Annotated in this window: 19 protein-coding genes; 10 read left to right on the forward strand and 9 right to left on the reverse strand. The window is 38.8% G+C overall.

The window, feature by feature from the left end:
* Nucleotides 1-158 precede the first annotated feature (158 nt).
* From ACL8WY_RS04755 to ACL8WY_RS04765, 3 genes are read right to left on the reverse strand one after another with little or no spacing between them, the layout of a single operon-like run.
* Nucleotides 159-1,205: a hypothetical protein gene (locus ACL8WY_RS04755; protein ID WP_436517279.1), complete on the reverse strand. Its 1,047-nt coding sequence runs from the start codon at nucleotides 1,203-1,205 to the stop codon at nucleotides 159-161.
* Between the two features lie 8 nt (nucleotides 1,206-1,213).
* Nucleotides 1,214-2,713, reverse strand: coding sequence for a hypothetical protein (locus ACL8WY_RS04760; RefSeq protein ID WP_436517280.1), 1,500 nt, complete (start codon nucleotides 2,711-2,713; stop codon nucleotides 1,214-1,216).
* Nucleotides 2,714-2,718: 5 nt separating this feature from the next.
* The gene (locus ACL8WY_RS04765; protein WP_436517281.1) at nucleotides 2,719-5,802 is read right to left on the reverse strand and encodes a SusC/RagA family TonB-linked outer membrane protein; all 3,084 of its coding nucleotides are present in this window, start codon (nucleotides 5,800-5,802) and stop codon (nucleotides 2,719-2,721) included.
* 220 nt (nucleotides 5,803-6,022) lie between these two features.
* On the opposite strand from ACL8WY_RS04765, the gene ACL8WY_RS04770 reads away from it, so the two are divergent.
* From ACL8WY_RS04770 to ACL8WY_RS04780, 3 genes are all read left to right on the forward strand, one after another.
* On the forward strand, nucleotides 6,023-6,874 hold the full coding sequence (locus ACL8WY_RS04770; RefSeq protein ID WP_436517282.1) for a transketolase: 852 nt from the start codon (nucleotides 6,023-6,025) through the stop codon (nucleotides 6,872-6,874).
* Between the two features lie 13 nt (nucleotides 6,875-6,887).
* Entirely contained in the window at nucleotides 6,888-7,844 is a 957-nt protein-coding gene (locus ACL8WY_RS04775; RefSeq protein ID WP_436517283.1) for a transketolase family protein, read from the forward strand.
* Nucleotides 7,845-7,914: 70 nt separating this feature from the next.
* Nucleotides 7,915-9,102 carry an aspartate aminotransferase family protein gene (locus ACL8WY_RS04780; RefSeq protein WP_436517284.1) on the forward strand — a complete coding sequence of 396 codons (1,188 nt, stop codon included), beginning with the start codon at nucleotides 7,915-7,917 and terminating at the stop codon, nucleotides 9,100-9,102.
* Nucleotides 9,103-9,105: 3 nt separating this feature from the next.
* On the opposite strand, the gene ACL8WY_RS04785 is transcribed toward ACL8WY_RS04780, so the two are convergent.
* Nucleotides 9,106-10,284: an aspartyl protease family protein gene (locus ACL8WY_RS04785; RefSeq protein ID WP_436517285.1), complete on the reverse strand. Its 1,179-nt coding sequence runs from the start codon at nucleotides 10,282-10,284 to the stop codon at nucleotides 9,106-9,108.
* 87 nt (nucleotides 10,285-10,371) lie between these two features.
* Here ACL8WY_RS04785 and ACL8WY_RS04790 point away from each other — a divergent pair, with 87 nt between their 5' ends.
* Nucleotides 10,372-11,184, forward strand: coding sequence for a purine-nucleoside phosphorylase (locus ACL8WY_RS04790; protein WP_436517286.1), 813 nt, complete (start codon nucleotides 10,372-10,374; stop codon nucleotides 11,182-11,184).
* Between the two features lie 37 nt (nucleotides 11,185-11,221).
* Here ACL8WY_RS04790 and ACL8WY_RS04795 read toward each other — a convergent pair whose 3' ends face one another.
* Complete coding sequence (locus tag ACL8WY_RS04795; protein WP_436517287.1) at nucleotides 11,222-11,455, reverse strand: hypothetical protein; 234 nt, start codon at nucleotides 11,453-11,455, stop codon at nucleotides 11,222-11,224.
* A 369-nt stretch (nucleotides 11,456-11,824) separates the two neighbouring features.
* Between ACL8WY_RS04795 and ACL8WY_RS04800 the strand changes: the two genes are divergently transcribed.
* Nucleotides 11,825-12,361 carry a DUF3124 domain-containing protein gene (locus ACL8WY_RS04800; RefSeq protein ID WP_436517288.1) on the forward strand — a complete coding sequence of 179 codons (537 nt, stop codon included), beginning with the start codon at nucleotides 11,825-11,827 and terminating at the stop codon, nucleotides 12,359-12,361.
* Nucleotides 12,362-12,406: 45 nt separating this feature from the next.
* Here ACL8WY_RS04800 and ACL8WY_RS04805 read toward each other — a convergent pair whose 3' ends face one another.
* Nucleotides 12,407-13,603 (reverse strand): acyl-CoA dehydrogenase family protein, encoded by a 1,197-nt coding sequence (locus tag ACL8WY_RS04805; protein WP_436517289.1) that lies wholly within the window; start codon nucleotides 13,601-13,603, stop codon nucleotides 12,407-12,409.
* 76 nt (nucleotides 13,604-13,679) lie between these two features.
* On the opposite strand from ACL8WY_RS04805, the gene ACL8WY_RS04810 reads away from it, so the two are divergent.
* From ACL8WY_RS04810 to ACL8WY_RS04820, 3 genes are read left to right on the forward strand one after another with little or no spacing between them, the layout of a single operon-like run.
* Entirely contained in the window at nucleotides 13,680-14,639 is a 960-nt protein-coding gene (locus ACL8WY_RS04810) for a tryptophan 2,3-dioxygenase family protein (protein ID WP_436517290.1), read from the forward strand.
* Nucleotides 14,632-16,464 carry a toxin-antitoxin system YwqK family antitoxin gene (locus ACL8WY_RS04815; protein WP_436517291.1) on the forward strand — a complete coding sequence of 611 codons (1,833 nt, stop codon included), beginning with the start codon at nucleotides 14,632-14,634 and terminating at the stop codon, nucleotides 16,462-16,464. The genes ACL8WY_RS04810 and ACL8WY_RS04815 overlap by 8 nt, the downstream gene beginning before the upstream one ends.
* Nucleotides 16,461-16,829 (forward strand): CoA-binding protein, encoded by a 369-nt coding sequence (locus ACL8WY_RS04820; protein WP_436517292.1) that lies wholly within the window; start codon nucleotides 16,461-16,463, stop codon nucleotides 16,827-16,829. Before ACL8WY_RS04815 ends, ACL8WY_RS04820 begins: the two co-directional genes overlap by 4 nt.
* Here the strand turns inward: ACL8WY_RS04820 and ACL8WY_RS04825 are convergent.
* Both ACL8WY_RS04825 and ACL8WY_RS04830 read right to left on the reverse strand, forming a co-directional pair.
* Nucleotides 16,826-17,629 carry a DUF2490 domain-containing protein gene (locus ACL8WY_RS04825; RefSeq protein ID WP_436517293.1) on the reverse strand — a complete coding sequence of 268 codons (804 nt, stop codon included), beginning with the start codon at nucleotides 17,627-17,629 and terminating at the stop codon, nucleotides 16,826-16,828. The genes ACL8WY_RS04820 and ACL8WY_RS04825 overlap by 4 nt on opposite strands.
* Before the next feature lie 72 nt (nucleotides 17,630-17,701).
* Complete coding sequence (locus tag ACL8WY_RS04830) at nucleotides 17,702-18,931, reverse strand: leucine-rich repeat domain-containing protein (RefSeq protein WP_436517294.1); 1,230 nt, start codon at nucleotides 18,929-18,931, stop codon at nucleotides 17,702-17,704.
* Nucleotides 18,932-19,274: 343 nt separating this feature from the next.
* Here ACL8WY_RS04830 and gyrB point away from each other — a divergent pair, with 343 nt between their 5' ends.
* Complete coding sequence (gene gyrB, locus ACL8WY_RS04835; RefSeq protein WP_436517295.1) at nucleotides 19,275-21,233, forward strand: DNA topoisomerase (ATP-hydrolyzing) subunit B; 1,959 nt, start codon at nucleotides 19,275-19,277, stop codon at nucleotides 21,231-21,233.
* Here gyrB and ACL8WY_RS04840 read toward each other — a convergent pair whose 3' ends face one another.
* The gene (locus tag ACL8WY_RS04840) at nucleotides 21,234-21,356 is read right to left on the reverse strand and encodes a hypothetical protein (RefSeq protein WP_436517296.1); all 123 of its coding nucleotides are present in this window, start codon (nucleotides 21,354-21,356) and stop codon (nucleotides 21,234-21,236) included.
* Nucleotides 21,357-21,436: 80 nt separating this feature from the next.
* On the opposite strand from ACL8WY_RS04840, the gene ACL8WY_RS04845 reads away from it, so the two are divergent.
* Nucleotides 21,437-23,266: a M1 family metallopeptidase gene (locus ACL8WY_RS04845; protein ID WP_436517297.1), complete on the forward strand. Its 1,830-nt coding sequence runs from the start codon at nucleotides 21,437-21,439 to the stop codon at nucleotides 23,264-23,266.
* The last annotated feature ends 1 nt before the right edge of the window (nucleotide 23,267 follow it).

Below are 23,267 nucleotides of genomic sequence, written 5' to 3' on the forward strand. Positions count from 1 at the left end.
AACTACCTACCAAATCTGTAGATTTCTCCAAAAGAATTAATCTCTACTGAAAGAATCGCTTATTGTGAGCCTTAAAGCAGTTTAATCTATAAACAAAAAAACCTGCAGAATTATCTGCAGGTCTTAAATCTTGAGCTTGAAATACTTATGTCAAGAATCTATTCTCTCGGTAATTCCCCTTCCATCTTGAAGGGAAAACAATAGCCTCCCTCTACACTACATAGGTTCCACTCAAGGGTGAGTGTTCCGTTGCATCCATCTACTAAACCTGTACCATCAATTGTATAGGTATAAGGAGCATCATCGTATGTCGTCTCCATGATCACTTGCTCTTCAATTGTTAAAATCAGATCTAAATCATCAGCGTCAATGGTAATAGGGTTTTGAACATTAATAGTCTCTCCCCAGAAATCCACCATCCACGTAGAATTCAAACCATTAACGATAATTGAATTACCATCATATGTAAAAGCTGCGTTGCTTTGATAATGACTACCATATGTATTACCATAAGTTAAATCATTTTCAAGTACATCAAACACTGTTCCATCAATTGGAGATAGATCGTATGCGCAATAAGCATAAATATTTATATCAAAAGAATATTCATTTACATCTCCAGTTGCAGTGGTTTCTACTACTGTTACAGTTGCCATACCATCAGAATCTTTTGCTGTAGTTACTATGTCAACTTCTGACCCTTTGGTAGCACTCAGGGAAGCATTTGCAGCTCCTGAAATAGACCAACTATATGTTGATCCACCATATACGTTATCCAAACTCAATGTTTGAGTCGTTCCTGAATACATGTTCATTGGAGTAAATGAGTTACTATATGGCACAACTAATATGTCATAAGTAAAAGTTTCTGAGACTCCCCATGAAGTTGTTTCAGTCACCTCTACTGTAGCCTCAACAGAAGTTCCAGTATCAGTATACTCGAATGTACCAGTACCTATGAAGGGATAAGTACCACTTTCGAACGTAGCATTGTAATCTATTACTGCAAATTCATAGGTAGAACCCTGTCTATTTCTTACAGCAAAATCATTATTGGTACCAGCAACTACAGTGGTTTCACCAGAAACAACATTGTAGACACTATCAATTGATGCGACATCAACAGATTCAAATCCTGGATCATCTGGACCACACGCGGAAAAAAATACCGCTAGGACAATTAATGGGAAAATATATTTTTTCATAATATTCATTAGTTATTGGTCCAAGAGTTACTTCCATCAGCTGTGTTCACACCATCAGCTTGAATAGGGCTTCCATATGTATACACTTCCTCTCCGAGTACTTCCAGCTCACGAGCCGGAACAGCCCAGTGTAGCGGAGTGCCAATTTGAAGAAGATCGTGTCGTCTCATATAAGCCCAACCTATACCCATTCCAGAGTGGGCAAGCTCAATACTATACTCATAGTGAAGAAGGTGCTCTAAACAGTCATCAGTACTACATGTTTCGTCAGGCAATTCCCCCACTGAAGATCTGGGGCCGGAGTTGATCAAAGCAAGAGCTACTGGATTACTTCCAAGATACCATTCAGCTTCAGCTTCGAGATATAGCATCTCAGATGCATACATCAATGGAACTGGCGTATTTGCATATGACGCATTCCCTCTCAACGACGGATACCTATTATAATTAATATTGCTGAACATCGCTCTGTTCCTTGACGCATTCAGATATCCAAAATTCGTAGAATAAAAATAGTATAGATTATACCTGGCATCATCAGTAGTAGGTGGACCCAATACTGTTTCATCTGTTGGATAATTTATTGGCATGTTATCCGGATCCAACATCCATGCAATTTTTTGATCGACCGGGATATACGTAGCGTCATCAGCAATTGGAGACTCAATAAATGAAATATTCTCACCAGCGATAGCTGAGTTATCAGAAATGGGAATAAAATCATCAGTGATTCCATTCTGCGCATACGTACGTATAGCTGCCCAATCCAAAGCAGCTGCTTGTGTACTGTTTCTAGCTGATGCCGCTGCATATCGAGCTGCAAAACTATTGCAAAGAGCAATGAAGTAATCTTTTGAATAAACATTTCCAAAAAAGTCCAACTCAAAAGTAGATGTAGCATTTGCTGTCTCAATTGCTCTCTCGAAAGATGTTACAGCTGCGCTTATTACTTCAGGGAAATCTACCAGAACTAATTCGTTGGCTGGAACTTCTTCGAGAGCAGCATATCCTCTGTCAAACACCAAACCTACTGAACCTAGTGCTACACCTCGGGTCATGTAAGCCCAAGCGAGTAATTGCTGAGTTACATCTTCTTCTGATTCATCCAAAATGACAGTTCCCTCAACTATACGATTAATTACAAGGTTCAAATTAGCTACAGCAGTATTGTTAAGTGTCCATGGTGTATCAAAAATGTGATATTCCGGGTATCCAGTACTATTTACAAGCTCCCTTCTAGGTTGATCACATACGTGCCAGAAGCCATGGGCATTGTTAGTTGCCGTAAGAATATCTGCTTGAAGGGCCATATGATTTGAGCCAGAGTTAGCACTTTGTGCATAAAACACATCGCCCATACCACCGGTTACTAAAGCTATCAAATCTGTACTGCTCGCCAATGCTCTATCAGCATCTGGAGCATTCTCATTCTCTACTTCTAGGTCTCCACATGATTGTGAGACAAAAATTAGAAGAGTCAAAAAACTTATTCTCTTAAAATTTTTCATGTTATTTAAAATTTAAGTTGAAGAGATGCAGTATAAGTTCTGAAGTTTGGATAAGAGTACTCATCCATTCTAAAGTTGGTAGGGTTATCACCTAAGCCAACTTCTGGATCCCATCCAGAATAATTGGTGAATGTGAATAGATTGCGTCCAGAAAGAGAAATTCTGGCACTTTTAATCACATTACCAATAGAACCTAGTTTATCCGCATTTAATAAATATGACAAGGAAACCTCACGCACTTTCATGAATGTTCCATCCTCTACAAAATGAGAAGTAGCACCTTGACCATAGTAGATATTGCTACTTGGCCCACTGTAGTTTCTATGCTTACCAACATATGCATACTCTACCTGATCCTGATGTCTATAATTGAAATACAAAAGCTGCTTAGTATAATTGTATATATCAGCTCCCTTTTGATAATCTAAGAGAACATATAATGAAATTCCCCTATATGTAAATGTGTTACCCAATCCCATAATGAAATCAGGGTTAGTATTACCAATTTGTCTGTCGACGAACTTATCACTCTCATCCATCACAAACATTACATTTTCGTCAGACGTGTTGTAGAAAGCTTTTCGCACAACATATCCATCTTCATTAGTCATGTACTGATCAATAGTTGCTCCACTACCTGTGGCAATGTAATATGGATCATTCAGGACGATTCCATTTTCATCGGTATTCAATTGATCGATAGATGTTACAATCTCTCGACCATATATAGTTCCATAAGGCAATCCTTCCTGAACTCTAAATACAGGAATAGCAGTATTGGTATTTCTTGTAAATGGAGCAACTCCATTAAGACTGCTTATTATCGTCTTATTGGTACTGAAATTTAAATTGGCATCCCATTTAAAATCTCCTTTTTCCATTACGTCTCCTGACAACATAAATTCCCATGCTGTTGCATCTAAATTTGCCACGTTTTGGTATTGGAAGGCAAATCCAGAAGTTGCTGAGAGCGGAACTTGTAAGATATCATCTTCAACTTGAGAGTCTGAATAATTAAACTCGAAGAAAAATCTATTCAAAAAAGATACGTTAATACCTAATTCCATTTCCTTAACAGTTGATGGTTGTAGGTCGGCGTTTCCAAAATTTCTTCCAACTATACCAGCCTGACTAACAGAGAAGGTCTCATATTGAGAAGACCAGACAGAAGGTCTTTGACCAGAAGTACCATAGGATGCACGAAGTTTCAATTCCTGTACACCTGGTACATCAAAGTCTTCAGTCAATCTGTAAGCCAATGAACCTCTATAATACCACTTGCTTCTAGCATCTGCTCCAAATAGTGAAGAGGCATCTCTACGTACCAAACCACTCGCAATAATTTTATCCTGAAAGTCTACATCTAAGTTGATGAAATAGTTCTCAGCAGTTTGAGGCTGACTAGTGTTAAACACTCCAAAGTTTGATTGTGGAGCATTCTGAATTGTATTCACACCATTCGCCAAGAATTCTGATGAATTCATTTGCTCATATGTATATGTTCTATCCTCGTAGAGATACTTTAGGGTTAGGGCAGTATTGAAATCACCAAAATTCCTCTGAGCTATAATCGAGCCCGAAGTAATTTGAGTCCCAATTCTTTCGGTTCCCAAGGTAATCCTTCCAAAATTCAATGAACCAGGCTCTCTGGTTTCGAATCCCTTAGGTATAAAAGTTTTGGATCTTTCGTTGCTATTATCGATTGTGATGGAGCCATTGATGGTCAACCAATCTAGTGGTCTATAACTTACGTCCACTCCACCAATAATCCGATCTCTCTCAAGACCAAAATCAGCATTTTGTAAGAAATATAATGGACCATAAGAGAAGTTCCCGTCAAACCAGGTAGATCTTTCTGGAGCTGCTATGTAATTACCATTTGCGTCTTTCTCAGTCAAATCGATGTATTGAGGAAAAGTAAGAGCCGCAAAAAATAAATTACTTGAACCCTGTCCTTGTTCAGTTACTGTTGGACCCGTTGACTTGATATAGTTAATAGTAGATTTCACATCTACCTTTTCGATCGGGGAAAAATCCAAATTTAATTTGAGTGAATTTCTATCAAAATCTGGCGCTCCGTCCAATATACCTTTTTGATTAAGGTTCTGATAAGACAGGTAATAATTGATATTTTCAGATCCTCCACCTACTGAGGTAGATAAATTTCTCCATGGCTGAGCAGTGAGAAGTGCTTTAACATTATCAAAATTTAAATCAGCAGGATACAGATTGTCCATCAACCCATCTGGATCCGCAACATCTTCTGTAAGCTGTCCACCTGAGTTTAGGATGAAATCACCATTTTCCTCAAGCCTAAAAAAGTGTCTCTCTGCAATTGGGTAATCCCTTGCGATTTTAGAAAATCCATATTCAGCTCTTACCGTTACCTCTGGATCTATTGTTCCTCTACCCCTTTTTGTAATAATCTGAACAACACCATTTCCAGCAAGTGATCCATAAAGTGATGAAGCAGCAGCTCCTTTAACTACCTCAATAGACTGAACGTCATTCATATTGATGTCACTTAAAGATCCGTCGGTGATAACTCCATCAACAATAATAAGTGGACTTTGACTTCCTGAAATATTTGTTGATCCTCTTAATCTGATTGATGGAGCAGACGTTGGATTACCTGAAGGTTGAACTATCGTAACACCAGCTGTTTTTCCTCGTAAGGCATTACCAGGATCCGTGGCTGGAACTTTTTGAAGTTGTTCTTCATTTACTTTACCAACTGAAAAACCTAGTTTTTTAGTAGATGTACCAATAGCAACACCTGTTACAACAACCTCTTGAAGTTCTGTGATGCCACTCATTGTCACATCGATTATTGTTCGAGCACCAACTTCAATTTCCTGATTTTCGAAACCGACATAGGAAAATGTAATTGTGGCACCATCATCCACAGTCATTCTATAGCTACCATCTAAATCTGTGGTAACACCATTTGTTGTGCCTTTAATCACAACGTTTACCCCAGGTAAACCTTCACCGGAATCATCGGTGACCTTACCCGACACTGTTCTTTGAGCTATTAGACATGTAATAGCAAAAAAGAACAAAGTAGTAAGTAGTAAAATCCTCTTCATACTTTACTTTTTTGGTTAAAAATTATTTTAATGAAAAGACTAATTTTAGAAGTCTGAGAGAATTAAAAGGTGTAAAATCCATTAAAGTGGTTAGAGTATACCATTTGTACACATGATAGAACCCATACTTAAAAAGATGTCATGGAAGATGATTTTTGATGAGGTTTAAAATATTCCCATTGAAAACAATAGTTTTGCAGACTTACAAATTCCGATCTCAATGACAAACCCTCCTAGCCTTGACAACCTCAAGAAGTTTTGCTCGCAAGTAAGACGTGATATTGTTCGAATGGTACATGCCGTTAACTCCGGTCATCCGGGAGGATCCCTGGGATGCACCGAATATTTTGTAGCTCTTTACCAGCATGTAATGAAGTATGATTCTTCTTTTAATATGACTGGCGCTAATGAAGATGTATTCTTCCTTTCGAATGGACATATCTCGCCGGTATTCTACAGCACGCTAGCCCGGTCTGGTTTCTTCGAGGTATCTGAACTTTCAACTTTTCGAAAAATTGGGTCTAGGCTACAAGGACACCCCGCGACCGAAGAAGGCCTGCCAGGAGTGAGGATCGCTTCCGGATCACTAGGGCAAGGACTTTCTGTTGCTATCGGAGTTGCTTTGTCAAAAAAGCTAAATGGTGACGAAAGCAAGGTTTACGTACTTATGGGAGATGGGGAGCAGCAAGAGGGTCAAGTTTGGGAGGCGGCAATGTTTGCTGCTCATAACAGGGTTGACAACCTAATTGCAACCATAGATTATAATAGACAACAAATTGACGGTCCAATCGCTGAGGTAAATGGACTTGGGGATCTGCGTGCTAAATATGAGTCGTTTGGGTGGTTGGTTTTGGAATGCGATGGAAACAACTTGGAAGACCTTATTAAAACATTGCAGCAGGCAAAGGAAAAATCTGGAAATAAGCAACCGGTGATGATCTTAATGACAACAGAGATGGGGCAAGGTGTCGACTTTATGGAAGGCACTCATAAGTGGCATGGTGTTGCTCCAAATGATGAGCAACTTGTCGATGCCCTTAGCCAACTTGAAGAGACATTAGGAGATTACTAACCGCCAAATCATTATGAAAACAAAAATAACCTTTACAGAAAAGAAAGACACTAGATCTGGATTTGGTGATGGCCTCTTGGAGGCAGCACAAAAAAATCCAAATATCGTTGGGCTCTGTGCAGACCTAACTGGGTCATTGAAGATGAATGCCTTCCAAAAGGAATTTCCAGAACGCTTTTTTCAAGTAGGCATAGCTGAAGCTAATATGATGGGAATAGCCGCGGGATTGGCTACTGGTGGTAAAATACCTTTTACCGGAACATTTGCAAATTTCTCCACCAGCCGCGTGTACGACCAATTGAGACAGTCTATAGCATACTCTGAAAAGAATGTGAAGGTTTGTGCATCACACGCTGGTCTGACTTTAGGTGAAGATGGTGCAACACACCAGGTGCTCGAAGACATTGGAATGACTAAGATGCTTCCGAATTTCACTGTAATTAATCCATGTGATTATTATCAAACAAAAGCTGCCACATTAGCAATTGCTGATCATCATGGTCCAGTATATCTCCGCTTTGGAAGACCAGGATGGCCAATGTTCATGGAAAATCAACCATTTGAGATTGGCAAGGCCATAACCTTGATTGAAGGCACTGACGTTTCAATCTTTGCAACCGGACACCTAGTCTGGAAAGCGATTGAAGCGGAGGCACTGCTTGCTGAACAAGGTATTTCAGCCGAGGTAATTAATATCCATACTATAAAGCCACTAGATGAAGAGGCTATTCTTAAATCGATCTCAAAAACTGGTTGCGCTGTGTCAGCAGAGGAACATCAAATCGCCGGTGGTTTGGGAGAAAGTATCGCTCAAACGATTGTTAGAAACAATCTTGTGCCTCAAGAATTTGTAGCTGTAAACGATCAATTTGGAGAAAGTGGCAAACCCGAGGATCTTCTAGATAAGTATGGGCTTGGTGTTAATGATATTGTTGCGAAGGCTAAAAAAGCCATTCAGCGTAAAGGATAATAATTTGAACTTATCTTAAAATGAAGCCGAGATAATTGTCTCGGCTTTTTTTGTCTTGCATCTTTGTAAAATGCCTTCACAGAGACAGCTTTTCCTTAATCACCTTGCTCAAACCTCAGACGCCCCACTAATGCTGGAAATGGTTTCAGCGGAAGGTATTTATATGAAGGATATTGATGGAAAGGAATACATCGATCTTATTTCAGGCATAGGAGTTTCCAACGTTGGTCACAGACATTCCAAAGTCGTTGAAGCCATAAAGGAACAAGTGGATAAACATCTGCATGTGATGGTATATGGCGAATTCGTTCAGAGTCCGCAGGTAAAACTTGCAGAAGGATTATCCAAAACGTTACCAAAAAATTTAAACTCTGTTTACCTGGTAAACTCCGGCAGTGAAGCTATTGAAGGAGCCATGAAGCTAGCAAAAAGGTATACTGGAAGGTCAAATATCGTCGCTTGTGAAAATGCTTATCATGGATCCTCGCATGGTGCCTTATCACTGACAGGAAGTGAATCATTTAAGCGTAATTATCGTCCACTGCTACCAGGTATTTCTCATGTACGATTTGGAGAAATTGATGACCTTAATGCCATCACAAATAAAACAGCCGCATTTGTAGTTGAAACAGTTCAAGGTGAAGCTGGAGTTAGATATGCCTCTAAATCCTACTGGAATGCTGTGAGAAAGAAATGCGATGAAACTGACACATTATTAATCTTAGATGAGATTCAGTGTGGATTTGGCAGGACTGGAAAATTTTGGGCGTTTGAACACTATGATGTAATTCCTGATGTGGTTGTAAGCGCAAAAGGTATGGGTGGTGGCATGCCAATCGGCTGTTTTATTTCAAGTAAGGAATTGATGCATGTTTTCACAGAAAACCCGGTCCTGGGGCACATTTCTACGTTTGGGGGACATCCGGTTTCGGCTGCTGCATCACTCGCTACTTTGCAGGTCATTCAAAAGGAAGGATTGTTAAATGAAGTCGAGGAAAAAGAAAGGCTTTTTCATGACCTTCTTAAGCATCCTAAAATAAGAGATGTACGTAGCAAAGGCTTAATGATGGCTGTTGAATTTGAGTCTTATGATTACCTAAAACCATTGATTGATAAAGCGATTGACTTAGGAGTCGTTACTGATTGGTTTTTGTTTGATGATAAATCGATGAGGATTGCGCCACCGTTAATTATAACGAAGGATGAAATAAAAAAAGCCTGCAAAATTATTCTGCAGGCTTTGTATAGTGTTGAGTAATCATTAAATCAGGGCACTCAAGTCTAATGTAAAGACCTTCTCTTCCCCCATTTGCCATAGCGTCAACTCTACGTTTTCATTTACTTGCTCTAAAATTTTTCTAATCTCAGGTAAAGTATATTCCTCCACGTCTTTCCCATTCACTTTTAAAACTTCAGCATCTTTTAATATTCCGGCGACTTTTGCTGGACTGCTGCTGTATATCCTGTGCACTAAAACCTTGCTCATATCTTCACTCATCTGAAGATAAATGCCACTTGCATTTACTTTGAACGCATCAATAAAGCTACTATTCTTGACGAAATAAATTTTCTCTCTGGAATAGTCAAAAGTGATATTGAATCTTCTCAGGACCTTGTTTCCAATAATCCCAGCGACTTTTTTATTGTTTTGAATTCCGTGCTTAGCCGTGCTAATCCCAATGGGCATTTTTTCAAAATCGAAAGTCCCAAATCCGAAATTCTTTACTCTTCCCTCATAATGCTGAGTCTCAGTAGCTCCCAAGCCGGCTACAGGGTATGAGAAATGTTCTCCCGTACGATTAATAATGTCCTCCTTTTTTGCAAATCTGGTATTGAAATCAAGTGTAGTGCCTGCACCAGTATTGATGAAAAAATCACCTTCCAGCACTTCTCCATCATTTAGGGTTACCTCACCTTCTATGTGAGGAATGTAGTTATCCAGTTTAAATTCAAAACTTTCTCCAAAACCATCATGCGTGTAGGAACTCTGTTCATAAAGCTCAAAAGTCTCTCTGTTATAATCCAACCTTACCACATAGTGATGCAATAAATCGTAACCAATAATTCCATCGATATTTCTTCCAATACTCATTTCCAGGTGTCTCAAACTTGTAGCATATAATTGAATATCCTTTTCTAATTGAATGCCATTTAATTCGATGGTATTATGATCAATTAATGCGCCTTTTATCGCGCCTTGCGCACTTGTTTTAGAGGCTGAGTGATTTAAATCAAGTTTTAAATCTTTGGCAATATCCAAATCAATAACAGGCAAACCATCTCCGGTATCAAAAATAAAATCCAATGGTTCTGATCCGTCAACACTCAATTGAATGAAAATATGATCCCCAAACATCTCCATTTTCGTAGATGTAAGCGGTGCTTGAGAGTAGCAGATAGAAACTGCTAATAACATGTAGGCAATTAGAATTTTTTTCATTGTGATGATAGTCTGTTATAATTTCAAGTCAATTTAGATATTAATTGCAAATAGGTGCTAAAAAAATAAAGGAAGAGAAATATGCAAATGATCGAAAAAGTAAGTGAAGCGGTAAATTTTTTAAAAGAAAAAGGATTTGACAATCCAGAGTATGGGATCATCCTTGGCACCGGACTTGGGGCACTTGCAGAGGAGATTCAGGTTGAACAAGAATTTGTTTACACCAACATTCCACACTTTCCAATTGCTACGGTAGAATTCCACAAAGGGAAGCTTATTTACGGAACTCTGGAAGGAAAGAAAATTGTCGCCATGCAAGGGAGATTTCACTATTATGAAGGTCACAGTATGGGACAGGTCGTATTTCCGGTTCGAGTGATGCATCAACTAGGCATAAAAAATCTTATTATTTCAAATGCTGGCGGATGTATGAACCTAGATTGGAAAAAGGGGGATTTAATGCTAATTGTGGATCATATCAATTTGCAACCTGATAATCCATTAAGAGGTCGTGAAGCTGCAGCATTTGGCCAAATTTTCACAGATATGAGTAATCCATATGATGGAGAGATGAATGATAAACTACTTTCTATTGCTTCAAATAATAACATTAAGCTTAATAAAGGTGTTTACGTATCGGTAGAAGGACCAAGCCTTGAAACCAAAGCTGAATACCGATTCTTGCGAATGATAGGTGCGGACGTGGTTGGGATGAGTACCGTTCCTGAGGTAATTGCTGCAAATCAAATGAATTTACCAGTCTCAGCAGTATCTGTGCTTACGGATGAATGTGACCCAGATAACTTAAAACCAGTTGATATTGAAGACATTATTGCTACCGCAAAAGCGGCTGAAAAAGACTTAGTTGTTCTGATTAGGAATTTGATAAAAGAACTGTAAGAAATGGCATCTAGAAAAGCTTAAAATCACCACTGATCTATAAGCTTCTTCTGCTCATATCCATAAGCTTTTCTTCTAATTCAATTACGAAAGGATCACCTTCACTTAATGTCTCGGGAAATGGCCAATATTCATTCAAATCTACTTTTTGAGCAATGATTCTGGCTTCCTTTATTTTTTTCATCTCCATCTGAGGAGATCGGCTTATTGTTGCTTTTTTGCCTATGACAAACATCATCATAGATGCAATCCAAAATAAATTAAAATTCATGTGGTGATGGGTGAATTGTTTGAGGCAAGGTACCTTCTCAATGAGCAAAATGAAATACCCAAAAAATGGTATTTATCTTATCACTTGATAATAAATTACTAATAACGCTACCCACTTCTGGGTATTTTTTAAAACTTTAATCGGTATGACCCATACCGTTTCATAGAAAGTGTTTAATCTCGAATCGTACTTGGTTAAGAAAGAGAGGAAAATCCATAAACATTCACTTCAAAGAATCTATCCAAGGATAGTTGGTTGGTCCAGTGCAATCCATAGTTGGTCAGCGCTGGACCTTTTTTAAAAGAATTCAATTCTCTTACAAGTTCATCTATTCTCACTTTGTGTTAGGTTTCATTTAAATTCGATCATATGAATATTAGAATGAAGCTTAGAAAATACTTGTTTAGCTTAATCATTGCGGTGATTATGATCTCTTGCACTACATCAGATCCAAATACTGATGCATCAGGAACTGATGAGCTGGCATCATTGGAAGTCGCAGATCCCATCCAGAAATCAGAAACAGAATTTACTGATGTGATCTATGTTCCTATTTATTCTGACATTTACATTGATTCGAATAATCAAAATAGCCTTTTGGCTGCCACCTTAAGTATTAGAAATACCAGTTATACCGATTCACTTTTCATTTCAGCCATTGATTATTTCAACACAGATGGAAGCCTGGTCAGGAGTTACGTGGAAAATCAAATAAGTCTAAGACCCATGGCAACAATTAATTATGTGATTGAGCGTGAAGATGATACAGGAGGTTCAGGAGCAAATTTTATTGTGAAACTTAGCGCTAAGGCCAAAGATGTAGAGCCCATTGTTCAGGCTGTTATGATCGGTCAGAATGGAAACAAGGGCTTTGCCTTCACCACAGACGGCTACTCCATAAAATAAAAAAGCCGCCTGAAATAGGCGGCTAATACCTATCTATAGGTTTGATTACTTAAATGCCGGAATACCGGTAATTTCTGCTCCTAGAATAAGAAGGTGAATATCATGTGTTCCTTCATAGGTCACCACTGACTCCAGATTCATCATGTGGCGCATCATTGGATACTCACCGGTAATTCCCATACCTCCATGAATCTGTCTAGCCTCTCTTGCAATATTCAATGCAACTTCTACGCTATTTCTCTTGGCCATTGATATTTGTGAGGTACTGGCTTTCCCTTCTTCCATCATTTTCCCAAGCTTCCAATTGAGCAGCTGGGCTTTGGTGATCTCAGTCAGCATTTCGGCTAACTTCTTTTGTATCAGCTGAAATGAACCTATTGGTTTTCCAAACTGAATTCGCTCCAAAGAATACCTTTTCGCAGAATCATAACAATCCATTGCTGCTCCTATTGCACCCCAGGCAATTCCGTATCGTGCTTTATCTAGACATCCCATCGGAGCTCCTAAACCATTTTTTTCAGGAAGAAGGTTTTCTTTTGGAACTTTAACGTCGCTAAATACAAGCTCTCCTGTACATGAAGCTCTCAATGACCACTTACCATGAGTTTCCGGAGTAGTGAATCCTTCCATCCCTCTTTCGACAATCAGTCCATGAATTCTCCCTTCTTCATTTTTTGCCCAGACAACAGCGATATCCGCTTTAGGTGAATTTGAGATCCACATTTTGGCTCCATTCAGCAAATAATGGTCACCCATATCTTTGAAGTTCGTTTCCATGCCACTTGGATTAGACCCATGATTAGGTTCTGTCAATCCAAAGCATCCAAGCATTTCACCTGAAGCAAGCTTAGGAAGATACTTTTTTCGTTGTTCCTCCGAACCGTAGGCATAGATTGGGTACATCACCAAAGATCCTTGAACTGACGCTGTTGACCTCATCCCAGAATCTCCGCGCTCTACTTCCTGCATAATAAGTCCATAGGAAATATAGTCAAGACCACCTCCCCCATATTCTGTTGGAACAGTAGGGCCGAATGCTCCAACCTCACCAAATTTTTTAACTATTTCTTCCGGGAAATGATTCTTCTCTGCCCATCCTTCTATAAAAGGTGTGATTTCTTTCTTAACAAAATCTCTTACTGAAGACCGGATCAGTTTATGCTCATCAGTTAACAAATCATCCAAGGCATAAAAATCAGGAGATTCAAATTCATCTACAAAGTTTCGCTTTTCTGCACTCATCAGCGGGGAGGTTTTTTATATCTGTTGTTAAAATTTTGGCCAAATTTACAACCATAAAATACAACTCAACACTACGATGGAGGAAAAGAAGATAGACGAAACCATTCACAGACAATTGACCAAGCTAGGGGAGAAATATGAAGCTATGGGACAAGACCTATCTAGCTACCTGGATGGCCTTCTCTATTCAGATTATCTAACCTATTGGGACTACATTCATCTAGATACTTTACTGAGTTTGCAATCGCCTCGAACGGCTATTCCTGATGAAAAAATATTTATTCTTTATCATCAGGTGACAGAGCTTTATTTTAGAATGATTCTCAATGAACTGGAGCAGGCTGTATTTACAGATCCAGTTGGTGAGGATACTTTTCTAAAGAGATTAAAGCGCATTAATCGATATTTAGATCATCTTATTGATTCATTTGATGTGATGACAGATGGAATGGATCAGGATCAATTCCTTGCGTTTAGAATGGCATTGCTGCCTGCAAGTGGATTTCAATCCGCTCAATATCGTAAACTGGAAATCTTTTCGACAGATTTCAAAAACTTATTAAATCTTGAAAAAAGAGAAAAGCTTAAAGATGAAACTAACCTTGAAGTAATGTATGAGTTTCTTTATTGGAAAGCCGGCGCAACCGAATTAGCAACCGGAAAGAAAACCCTAACATTGAGACAATTCGAAGCAAAATATGGTAAGGAATTCATTGAACTGGGGCATCAAACTGCAAGTTGCAATCTTTTGAGAAAATACCATGCCCACTACTCTGGCAATGAATCTATTGTACATGAGCTTAAAAAACTTGATCTGAAAGCAAATGTCGATTGGCCACTTCAGCATTTGAAATCTGCTACCCGATACCTTCAAAGAGATCCTGATGTGATAAAGGCATCAGGTGGCACCAATTGGCAAAAATATTTACCACCCAGACGTCAAAGAATCATTTTTTACCCTGAGTTTTGGACGATGGAGGAAATGAAAGAATGGGGACAGAAATTCAAACAAGCTCTAGGAAGCCTTCATGCATAAATTTGGCGTCTATATCGTCATTTTAAGCCTATCCGGACCAATATTTTCACAGATAAAGCAAGGGAAACGCTACTTTGATTCTGATAGCTCCAAAGTAAGGGAGGTTTATCATTTCTCAACCCGAGACTCTACTCTGGATGGTACTTATGAAGCTTTCTACCTAAATGGATCGCTCAAAACTTATGGGTGGTATAACAAAAACAGACCTGATAGTGTGTGGCACTATTATTATGAAAATGGAAGAAAGAAGGCCCTAGGAAGGTTTAAAAAAGGCATTCCTAAGGGTAATTGGAAATACTACTTTGAGAATGGGAATATAAAATCTGAAGGAAAATTGAATGGTAGTTCAAAAGAAGGATTTTGGAAATTCTACTATGAAAACGACGGTGTTAAAAGTAGCGGCAATTATGACAAGAATCAGAAAGAAGGAATTTGGAATTATTTCTTTGAAGACGGATCAATTAAGGCTCAATCCATTATAAAAAAAGGTAGAGGTCAATACACTGAGTTTTATCCCACAGGTGACAGAAGAATGGAAGGTCAAAATATCAATGATAAAAGTGAAGGTGAATGGATATACTACTTCGAGTCTGGAGAAATAGAAGCTGTCGGTGAATTTAGAAATGGTCTTCGCACGGGAGAATGGAATTACTATCACAAAAACGGTGAAAAAGCTGCTTCAGGGATCTACAAGGATGGAGCCCGCCAAGGAGAATGGAAGTACTTTCATGCAAATGGAAAACTCAGCCAATCAGGCATGATTTCTAACGATCAAAAAGATGGATATTGGAAGTTATTTTATCCAACCGGAGAGGTGCTGGGTGAGGCTCTTTTTGAAATGGGTGATGGTGAGTTTAGTGAATATTACCCAAGCGGTAATCAAAAATCTAAAGGACAGATTATTAATGGCAAGAAAACTGGCAAATGGTACTATTATAGCGACCTTGGTCACCTTGAAGGCGAAGCTATTCTCAAGGATGATGAAGGCGACTATATTGGGTACTATCCTGACGGAACCGTCAAAATGAAAGGCCAGGTAAAAGGTGATAGACGTGTTGGAGAATGGACTCTCTATAATCCAGATGGATCAACCGCTGGCACCTATCATCCAATTTATGAAAATGAAGAACCGATTTTCAAGACCAGAGTAACAAGCGACTTTGAAACAAAAGAAACTCTTGAAAAACCTACATACCATCCTGAGAAAAGAGGGTTACGTTACTTTCTACCACGCGTAAATGAATACAAAGGTGTAATTGTGGGAACTAATCCGCTTTGGCTCCTTGATGATCAATTACCGATTGCTATTGAGTATTACATTCAGGAACGTTTGGGATATGAATTGCAACTCGACTTAATTCGATCACCATTTTTTACACCTGACAGTGAAATAGGTGATTATAAAGTTTACAGAAGAGGTCTTCAAGTTCATTTTAGACAAAAATTCTACCACACTGATTCAAAGTTCGGGATGTTCTATTTTGGACATGAAGTGAACTTTAAGTACCTCAACAATCAGGTAAATCATACAGATACATTGATTATTCAGACTCCAAGAAGGTTTGGCAATCTGGTCGAAACATCTTACGGATATGGAATATTTGTCGGTTCCAGATGGATGAAAGACGTAGGAACTTCAGGTTTCACAGTAGATGCTTTTATAGGTGTTGGAGTTTCTACACGATCTTTTGACAAACAATATGAACCAATTCAGGTCTTAGACAATTACTTTGATCAGGAGATTAAATCTTCGGTACATTTTCCAATAATCATAGGATTAAATATTGGATTTGCTACCACTAAAAGTAAAAGCAAGACTCAATGAGCAAAAAAACTGTCATCTTAGGCGCCACACTCAACCCAAGTAGATATGCTTATTTAGCAGCAGAAAGACTAACTAAAAAAAATCATGAAATTGTACCGATCGGTATAAAAAAGGGTGAGTTATTTGGAAGTGAAATTCTTGACCTTAGGAGCAAACCAGCAATACCTGATGTCGATACGGTGACTATGTATATCGGCCCGCAAAATCAAAGCGAGTGGGAAGATTATATTCTCTCATTAAGTCCGAAAAGAATCATTTTTAATCCTGGAGCTGAAAATGAATCTCTCGCTCAAAAGGCTTCAGCAATTGGCATAGATGTCCAGTATGCATGCACACTTGTAATGCTTGGAAATGGTCTTTATTAGTGAATAGGTATATCCCTATCCTCTCGATGCCTGTTAAGGTGAAGGTCCATATGATGATATAAGCTCAACCGGAAAATGTGTCGTTTTTCATAATTAAAGGGAGATCCTTTGTGCCGGAAACTAAACATATAGCCGCCCTGAATCTGAAACTGCTCGTTCAAATTATATCCTATGCCTGCAAAAGCTCTGTTATCCTCCAGGTGGTTATAAACAATTGACTTTCCCGCTTGAATAAAAATCTCATTGTACAATGACAGAAATAGGGTATGATTTTCAAACGCAGGCTTATTTAAAGGCACGTATACAGTCATTTTATACCTGAACCGATGTGTTAGCTTAAATGGAGACCCTTTTGCGTAATCTCTTCGCCATCTTTGCTCCATTCTAAGTTGGTGATAAAGTTTTATATGTTCGAAGGGGGTTGCTAACACAGCCTGTTGCCATAAGCGATATTGAGGTACAACATTGTCAACATTGGAATCTTCTGGGTTTGGAGCCCAGTAAAATGGATGAACAATCCCTACCGTGACATCAAGATATTTCTTCACTGTGTATGTCGCTCCGAATCGAAGATACACTTGGGCCATATCCGAAAAGCCGTTCCTTTTCCTAACATGATATTCTCCGTAGTAAGCCCACTTATCATTGAAGTGATACTTCGTATAAAACCCAAGCCAAACTCCATCACTAGAGGTAAATTGTTTTTCTTGAGGTATTGGTGGAGTGCTTGTTTGTGCACTTATTATACTTACGCTGAATGCAAAAATCAGTGTAAGCAGAAGTGATAGCTGCTGGTTCATGAGTAGGTTTTAATCCATCAAAATTGAACTTTTTCAAGTACAAAAATTCATTTTTCAAGATAAATCTCCATATTATTTTGAGAACTCCTCGATGGAGATCTTAGGAACAACGTTGGTTCCTTGATTAATAAGCTGCCTAAGGGCATCTGCCGAATCATTGTATTGATAGCGATTAAGCTCAATATCCAAATTACGCCAATAGAAGTTCTTAAGCTTCAAATCTGTAATCCCAATTGGGATTGACTGGATATCCGTATTAGAAATATCAAGGTCTTTCAGGTTTTTCAATTTCAAGATTTGAGCTGGAAACTCCACTATGTAGTTATTTTGAAAGTGCAATATTTTTAGCCTGTTAAGGGCTTCCAAATTGCCGGGTATTTCACTTAAGCGGTTGTGGTGAATATAAAGCTCTTCCAACTCCGATAATTGAGCGATTTCGCTCGGTATATCATAAAGTTTATTGAATGATGCATACAAGATTTCCAATTTGCTGAGTTTGCCAATTTCTGCCGGAAGCTTCTCAAATTCATTGTAGTAGAAGTCGAAAATTCTTAGGTGTTTCAGATCAAAAAAGTCTTTAGGCAATTGAGATAGTTGATTTTTGTAAAAGGAAAGCTTCTCAAGATCTTTCAAATTCGAAATACCGTCTGGAATAGACTTCAATTCATTTATCTGAATTTGGAGTTCTTTGAGATGAGTCATTTTATAAAAGGATGGATGAATATCTGAAATTTGGCACTTATTCAATTTTAGTATCTCAATATGATCAATCAACCCATACCATCTCTTATCCAGCTTAATAGAATTTTTTGATACATTCAGCTCCTTTAATTCTCTTAGTCTCCGCCCTCGCCACGCCGGAAGTTTTCTAAAAGCATTGTCTTCTAAAACCAATTCTTTTAACCCCCGTAATCGATGCACTTTAGGCAAATTTGAAAGTGAATTACCAGTTAAGTCAATTTTTTCAATGCCTGGTAGCCTAGGCACTACAGCTTTACCATCTGCTAGATCATTGTATCTCCAATAGATTCGTTTAAGTGAACCCAGCTCTTTTAATCGTTTTGGCAGCTTTGTAATTTGATTTTGATCCAAAACCAGTACCTCAAGATTTTGTGCATCAAAAATCCAATCTGGCATTTCATTAAGTCTTGCCCCTGAAAGATCAAGTTCCTTTAAATCGGATAGATTTGATTTCTTGTAATCATCGATTCGAAGCGAAGCTTCTTCGAATCTCCTTTGTTCCCTTATTTGGGCCATTGAATCAGCAAATCCTTCAGGATCCTTTTCTCTCCTTTGCCTCATTTTTTCAATGAATTTTAGTCTAGCTTCATAGTTTTTACTCCTTTCTAACGCGATACTATCCGTTTCACTTTGACCAAAACTTCTACTGGTTTCCTGACAAAAAACTGCATTGAATAATGGGCTTAAAAACAGAAGATAGAGGCTAAATCTAAATGGCATTACAGGTTTGGTTACTGAGTAATTTTAAAGGTCGATTTTTACCATCAAAAACCTCGCCAAATCGATATATTTTTCGTACTTTTGAAGATTGATAATGACATCATTTTAAACAACAGAGAGCGAATCAGAAAAATGCTAAAAATAAGCCATTTAAGCTCTTATGCCTGTTTTTTAATCACTGCACATGGAAGAAAATAAGCAAATACAAAAAGGGGATTATTCTGCCAGTAATATTCAGGTTTTAGAAGGTCTCGAAGCGGTAAGAAAACGCCCTGCAATGTACATCGGAGATATCGGTGTAAAAGGCCTTCATCACATGGTGTGGGAGGTAGTAGATAACTCAATCGATGAGGCGCTAGCTGGTCACTGTGATACCATCACGGTAGAGATCAATACCGATGAGTCAATAACAGTCACCGATAATGGACGTGGTATTCCTACTGACATTCATAAAAAAGAGAACCGAAGTGCACTAGAAGTTGTAATGACAGTTCTTCACGCAGGTGGTAAGTTTGATAAGGATACCTACAAAGTCTCAGGAGGTCTACACGGAGTTGGAGTATCTTGTGTGAATGCACTTTCCTCGCACTTGACAGCAACTGTTCATAGAAACGGTAAAATTTACCAACAAGAGTACAAAATTGGTGTTCCTCAAGAACCGGTAAAGGAAATCGGGAAGACTGATATAAGCGGCACGATTATCCATTTCCAACCAGATATGGATATTTTCAGTGCCAATAAGTACAATAACGAGACAATAGCTTCGAGACTTAGAGAGCTTTCCTTCTTAAATGCTGGAATCACTATTCACATGATCGATCACCGTGAACTAGATGATTCAGGAGAGCCCTTAAAGAAAACCTTTCTCTCAGAGGGTGGATTAGCTGAGTTTGTCGGCTACCTTGATTCTACTAGAGAAAATCTGATACCGGCACCTATCTACATGGAAAGTGAAAAGAGTATTGTTCCGGTTGAGGTTGCCCTCAGTTACAATACCTCCTACTCCGAAAATGTAGTTTCCTATGTTAATAACATTAATACAATCGAGGGAGGCACGCATGTTTCAGGTTTTAGAAGAGCATTAACGCGTACACTTAAAAGCTATGCAGACAAGTCAGGATTACTTGACAAAGTGAAAGTAGACATTTCTGGAGATGATTTTCGCGAAGGGCTTACTGCTGTAATCTCTGTAAAAGTAGCTGAACCTCAATTTGAGGGACAAACCAAGACCAAGCTTGGTAACTCGGATGTAATGGGTGCTGTAGATACATGCGTTAGCGAAATTCTAAATGAATATTTGGAAGAACACCCAAAAGAGGCAAAACAAATTGTATCCAAAGTAATCGTCGCAGCTCAAGCCAGACACGCAGCTCGAAAAGCCCGTGAAATGGTTCAAAGGAAAAACGTGCTATCCGGAACTGGACTTCCTGGTAAACTGGCTGATTGTTCTGATAAGGATCCTTCTGTATGTGAACTATACTTGGTGGAAGGAGATTCAGCTGGAGGATCTGCTAAACAAGGACGAGATAGGAAATTCCAGGCTATTCTTCCATTGAGAGGAAAAATTCTTAACGTAGAAAAAGCCCAAGAGCATAAAATCTACGACAATGATGAAATCAAAAATATGATCACCGCATTAGGTGTCTCGTTTGGTACAGAAGAGGATGAGAAGGCTCTCAATATGGAGAAGCTTCGCTATCACAAAGTCATCATTATGACAGATGCTGATATTGACGGAAGCCACATTCGTACACTTATTCTTACCTTCTTCTTCAGATACATGCGGCCACTTATAGAGAGTGGATATTTATATATCGCACTTCCCCCTCTCTATTTGATAAAGAAAGGTAAAACTGAGAAGTATGCCTGGTCAGAAGATGATAGAGCAAGAGTGATTAAAGAAGTTGCTCCAGAAGGAAAAGAAGATTCTGTCGGGGTGCAGAGATATAAGGGACTTGGAGAAATGAATCCCGATCAGCTCTGGACAACCACAATGGATCCTGAGCATAGAAGTCTTAAGCTGGTGACTATAGAGTCAGCTGCCGAAGCAGATCATTTGTTCTCAATGCTCATGGGTGACGAAGTGGCACCACGTAGAGAGTTCATAGAGAAGAATGCAAAATACGCCAAGGTCGACGTATAATTATTTTGATGTAATTACCTGATACATTGCTTGAATAAACTTCCACATTACGGCAAACGTAAATAGGATAGCAGATCCAAAAGCGAAAATGATCAAAAGGAAGAAGTCTAAAATTTTTTCCATATGCTCTTAGGTTAATTGATAAATCAATATACGTATTAATAAACCACATTGGATATAAAATGTTAAACTAATTTTCGATTATGAAATATAATTTTATGAAGAAAGCCTTTTTCACACTTTTATTTGTCGTGTTGGTGTCATTTAGCTACTCGCAGGAATACTGGCAGCAGCAAGTTGAATATACAATGGATATTGACTTCAATACGGACAATCACCAATTTACCGGAAGTCAAACATTGAATTATTTCAATAATAGCCCGGATACATTAACACGTGTGTTCTATCACCTTTATTTCAACGCTTTCCAGCCAAACAGCATGATGGATACTAGAAGTAGAACAATAGAAGATCCCGATGGGCGTGTTGGTGATCGCATTTCAAAGTTGAACGATTCTGAGATTGGGTATCATAAAGTACTTGAGCTAACCCAAGACGGAAACCCAGTGAAATATAATGTAGAAGGCACACTTCTAGAAGTAACGTTAGCAGAACCAATTCTTCCAGGCTCTGCAACCGTTTTAAATATGAATTTTCAAAGCCAGGTCCCAATTCAAATTCGGAGAAGTGGACGTGATAATGCTGAAGGAATTGATTACAGCATGGCACAATGGTATCCGAAAATGGCAGAATATGATGAGCGTGGCTGGCACACTCATCCCTACGTAGGAAGAGAATTTTACGCACCTTGGGGTGATTTCAAAGTAAACCTTACAATTGATAAGGATTACATTGTCGCTGCAACAGGCATTCTTCAAAACGGTAATGAAATCGGTTACGGATATGAAGATGAGGGAGTCAAAGTAAAGAGAAAAGGCAAAAAACTGACATGGAAGTTTGAAATTGAAAATGTCCATGACTTTGTCTGGGCAGCCGATCCTGATTATACACATACTACCGCCATGGTCGAAGGCGGACCTGAATTGCACTTCTTCTATCAAAAAAGTGAGAAAACTGAAGCGTGGGAGCAATTACCCGAGATAGCCGTTAGAGCCTTTTCTTTTATTGAAGATAATTTCGGAGAATACCCATATCCTCACTATTCGGTTATTCAAGGTGGTGACGGAGGTATGGAATATCCCATGGCCACCCTTGTTACAGGAAACAGAAACCTTCAAAGTCTGGTTGGTGTTACGGTGCATGAAGCACTACACAGCTGGTATCAAGGACTTTTAGCAACCAACGAAAGCTACTATGCTTGGATGGATGAAGGCTTTACTACGTACGCAACAGCAGAAACTATGTCCAATATTTTCAGTGGTTCCAACAGAACACAGGATGGTAATTACAGAACGTATATCTATTTAACCAAATCTGGTAAAGAAGAGCCTCTTAGCACTCATGCCGACCATTTTGAAACAAATGCTGCATACGGTTTAGGTTCCTATTACAAAGGTGCCATTGCACTTGCTCAAATGAATTATCTCATCGGAAAGGAGGCAACCGCCAGCGCATTGAAAAAATATTATTACCAATGGAGGTTCAGACACCCTGACGCCAACGACTGGATACGGATATTTGAGAAGGAGTCGGGCATTGAGTTAGATTGGTACCTTGATTATTGGGTTAATACTATTCACACCATTGATTACGCAATAGATGATGTGTCGGCTGAGGGAGGTAAGACGGTTGTTACACTCAAAAGAGAGGGGAAAATGCCAATGCCAATGGATGTCTATGTAACCTTCACAGATGGATCGAAAAAGATCTTTTACAGTCCTCTGGTGATTATGAGAGGCGAAAAAGAAAATGACACAAACCTTGAGCGTGTAATTCTTCCTGATTGGTCATGGACGCATCCATCTTACCAGTTTACTGTTGATGCACCACTTGAAAACATCCAATCTATAGAGATTGATGAGAGTGGCTATTTAGCAGATGTAAATAGAGAAAATAATAAGTGGGAGAAGTAAA

It is taken from the genome of Ekhidna algicida (assembly GCF_051379705.1).
In the GTDB taxonomy this organism is placed as follows: Bacteria; Bacteroidota; Bacteroidia; order Cytophagales; family Cyclobacteriaceae; genus Ekhidna.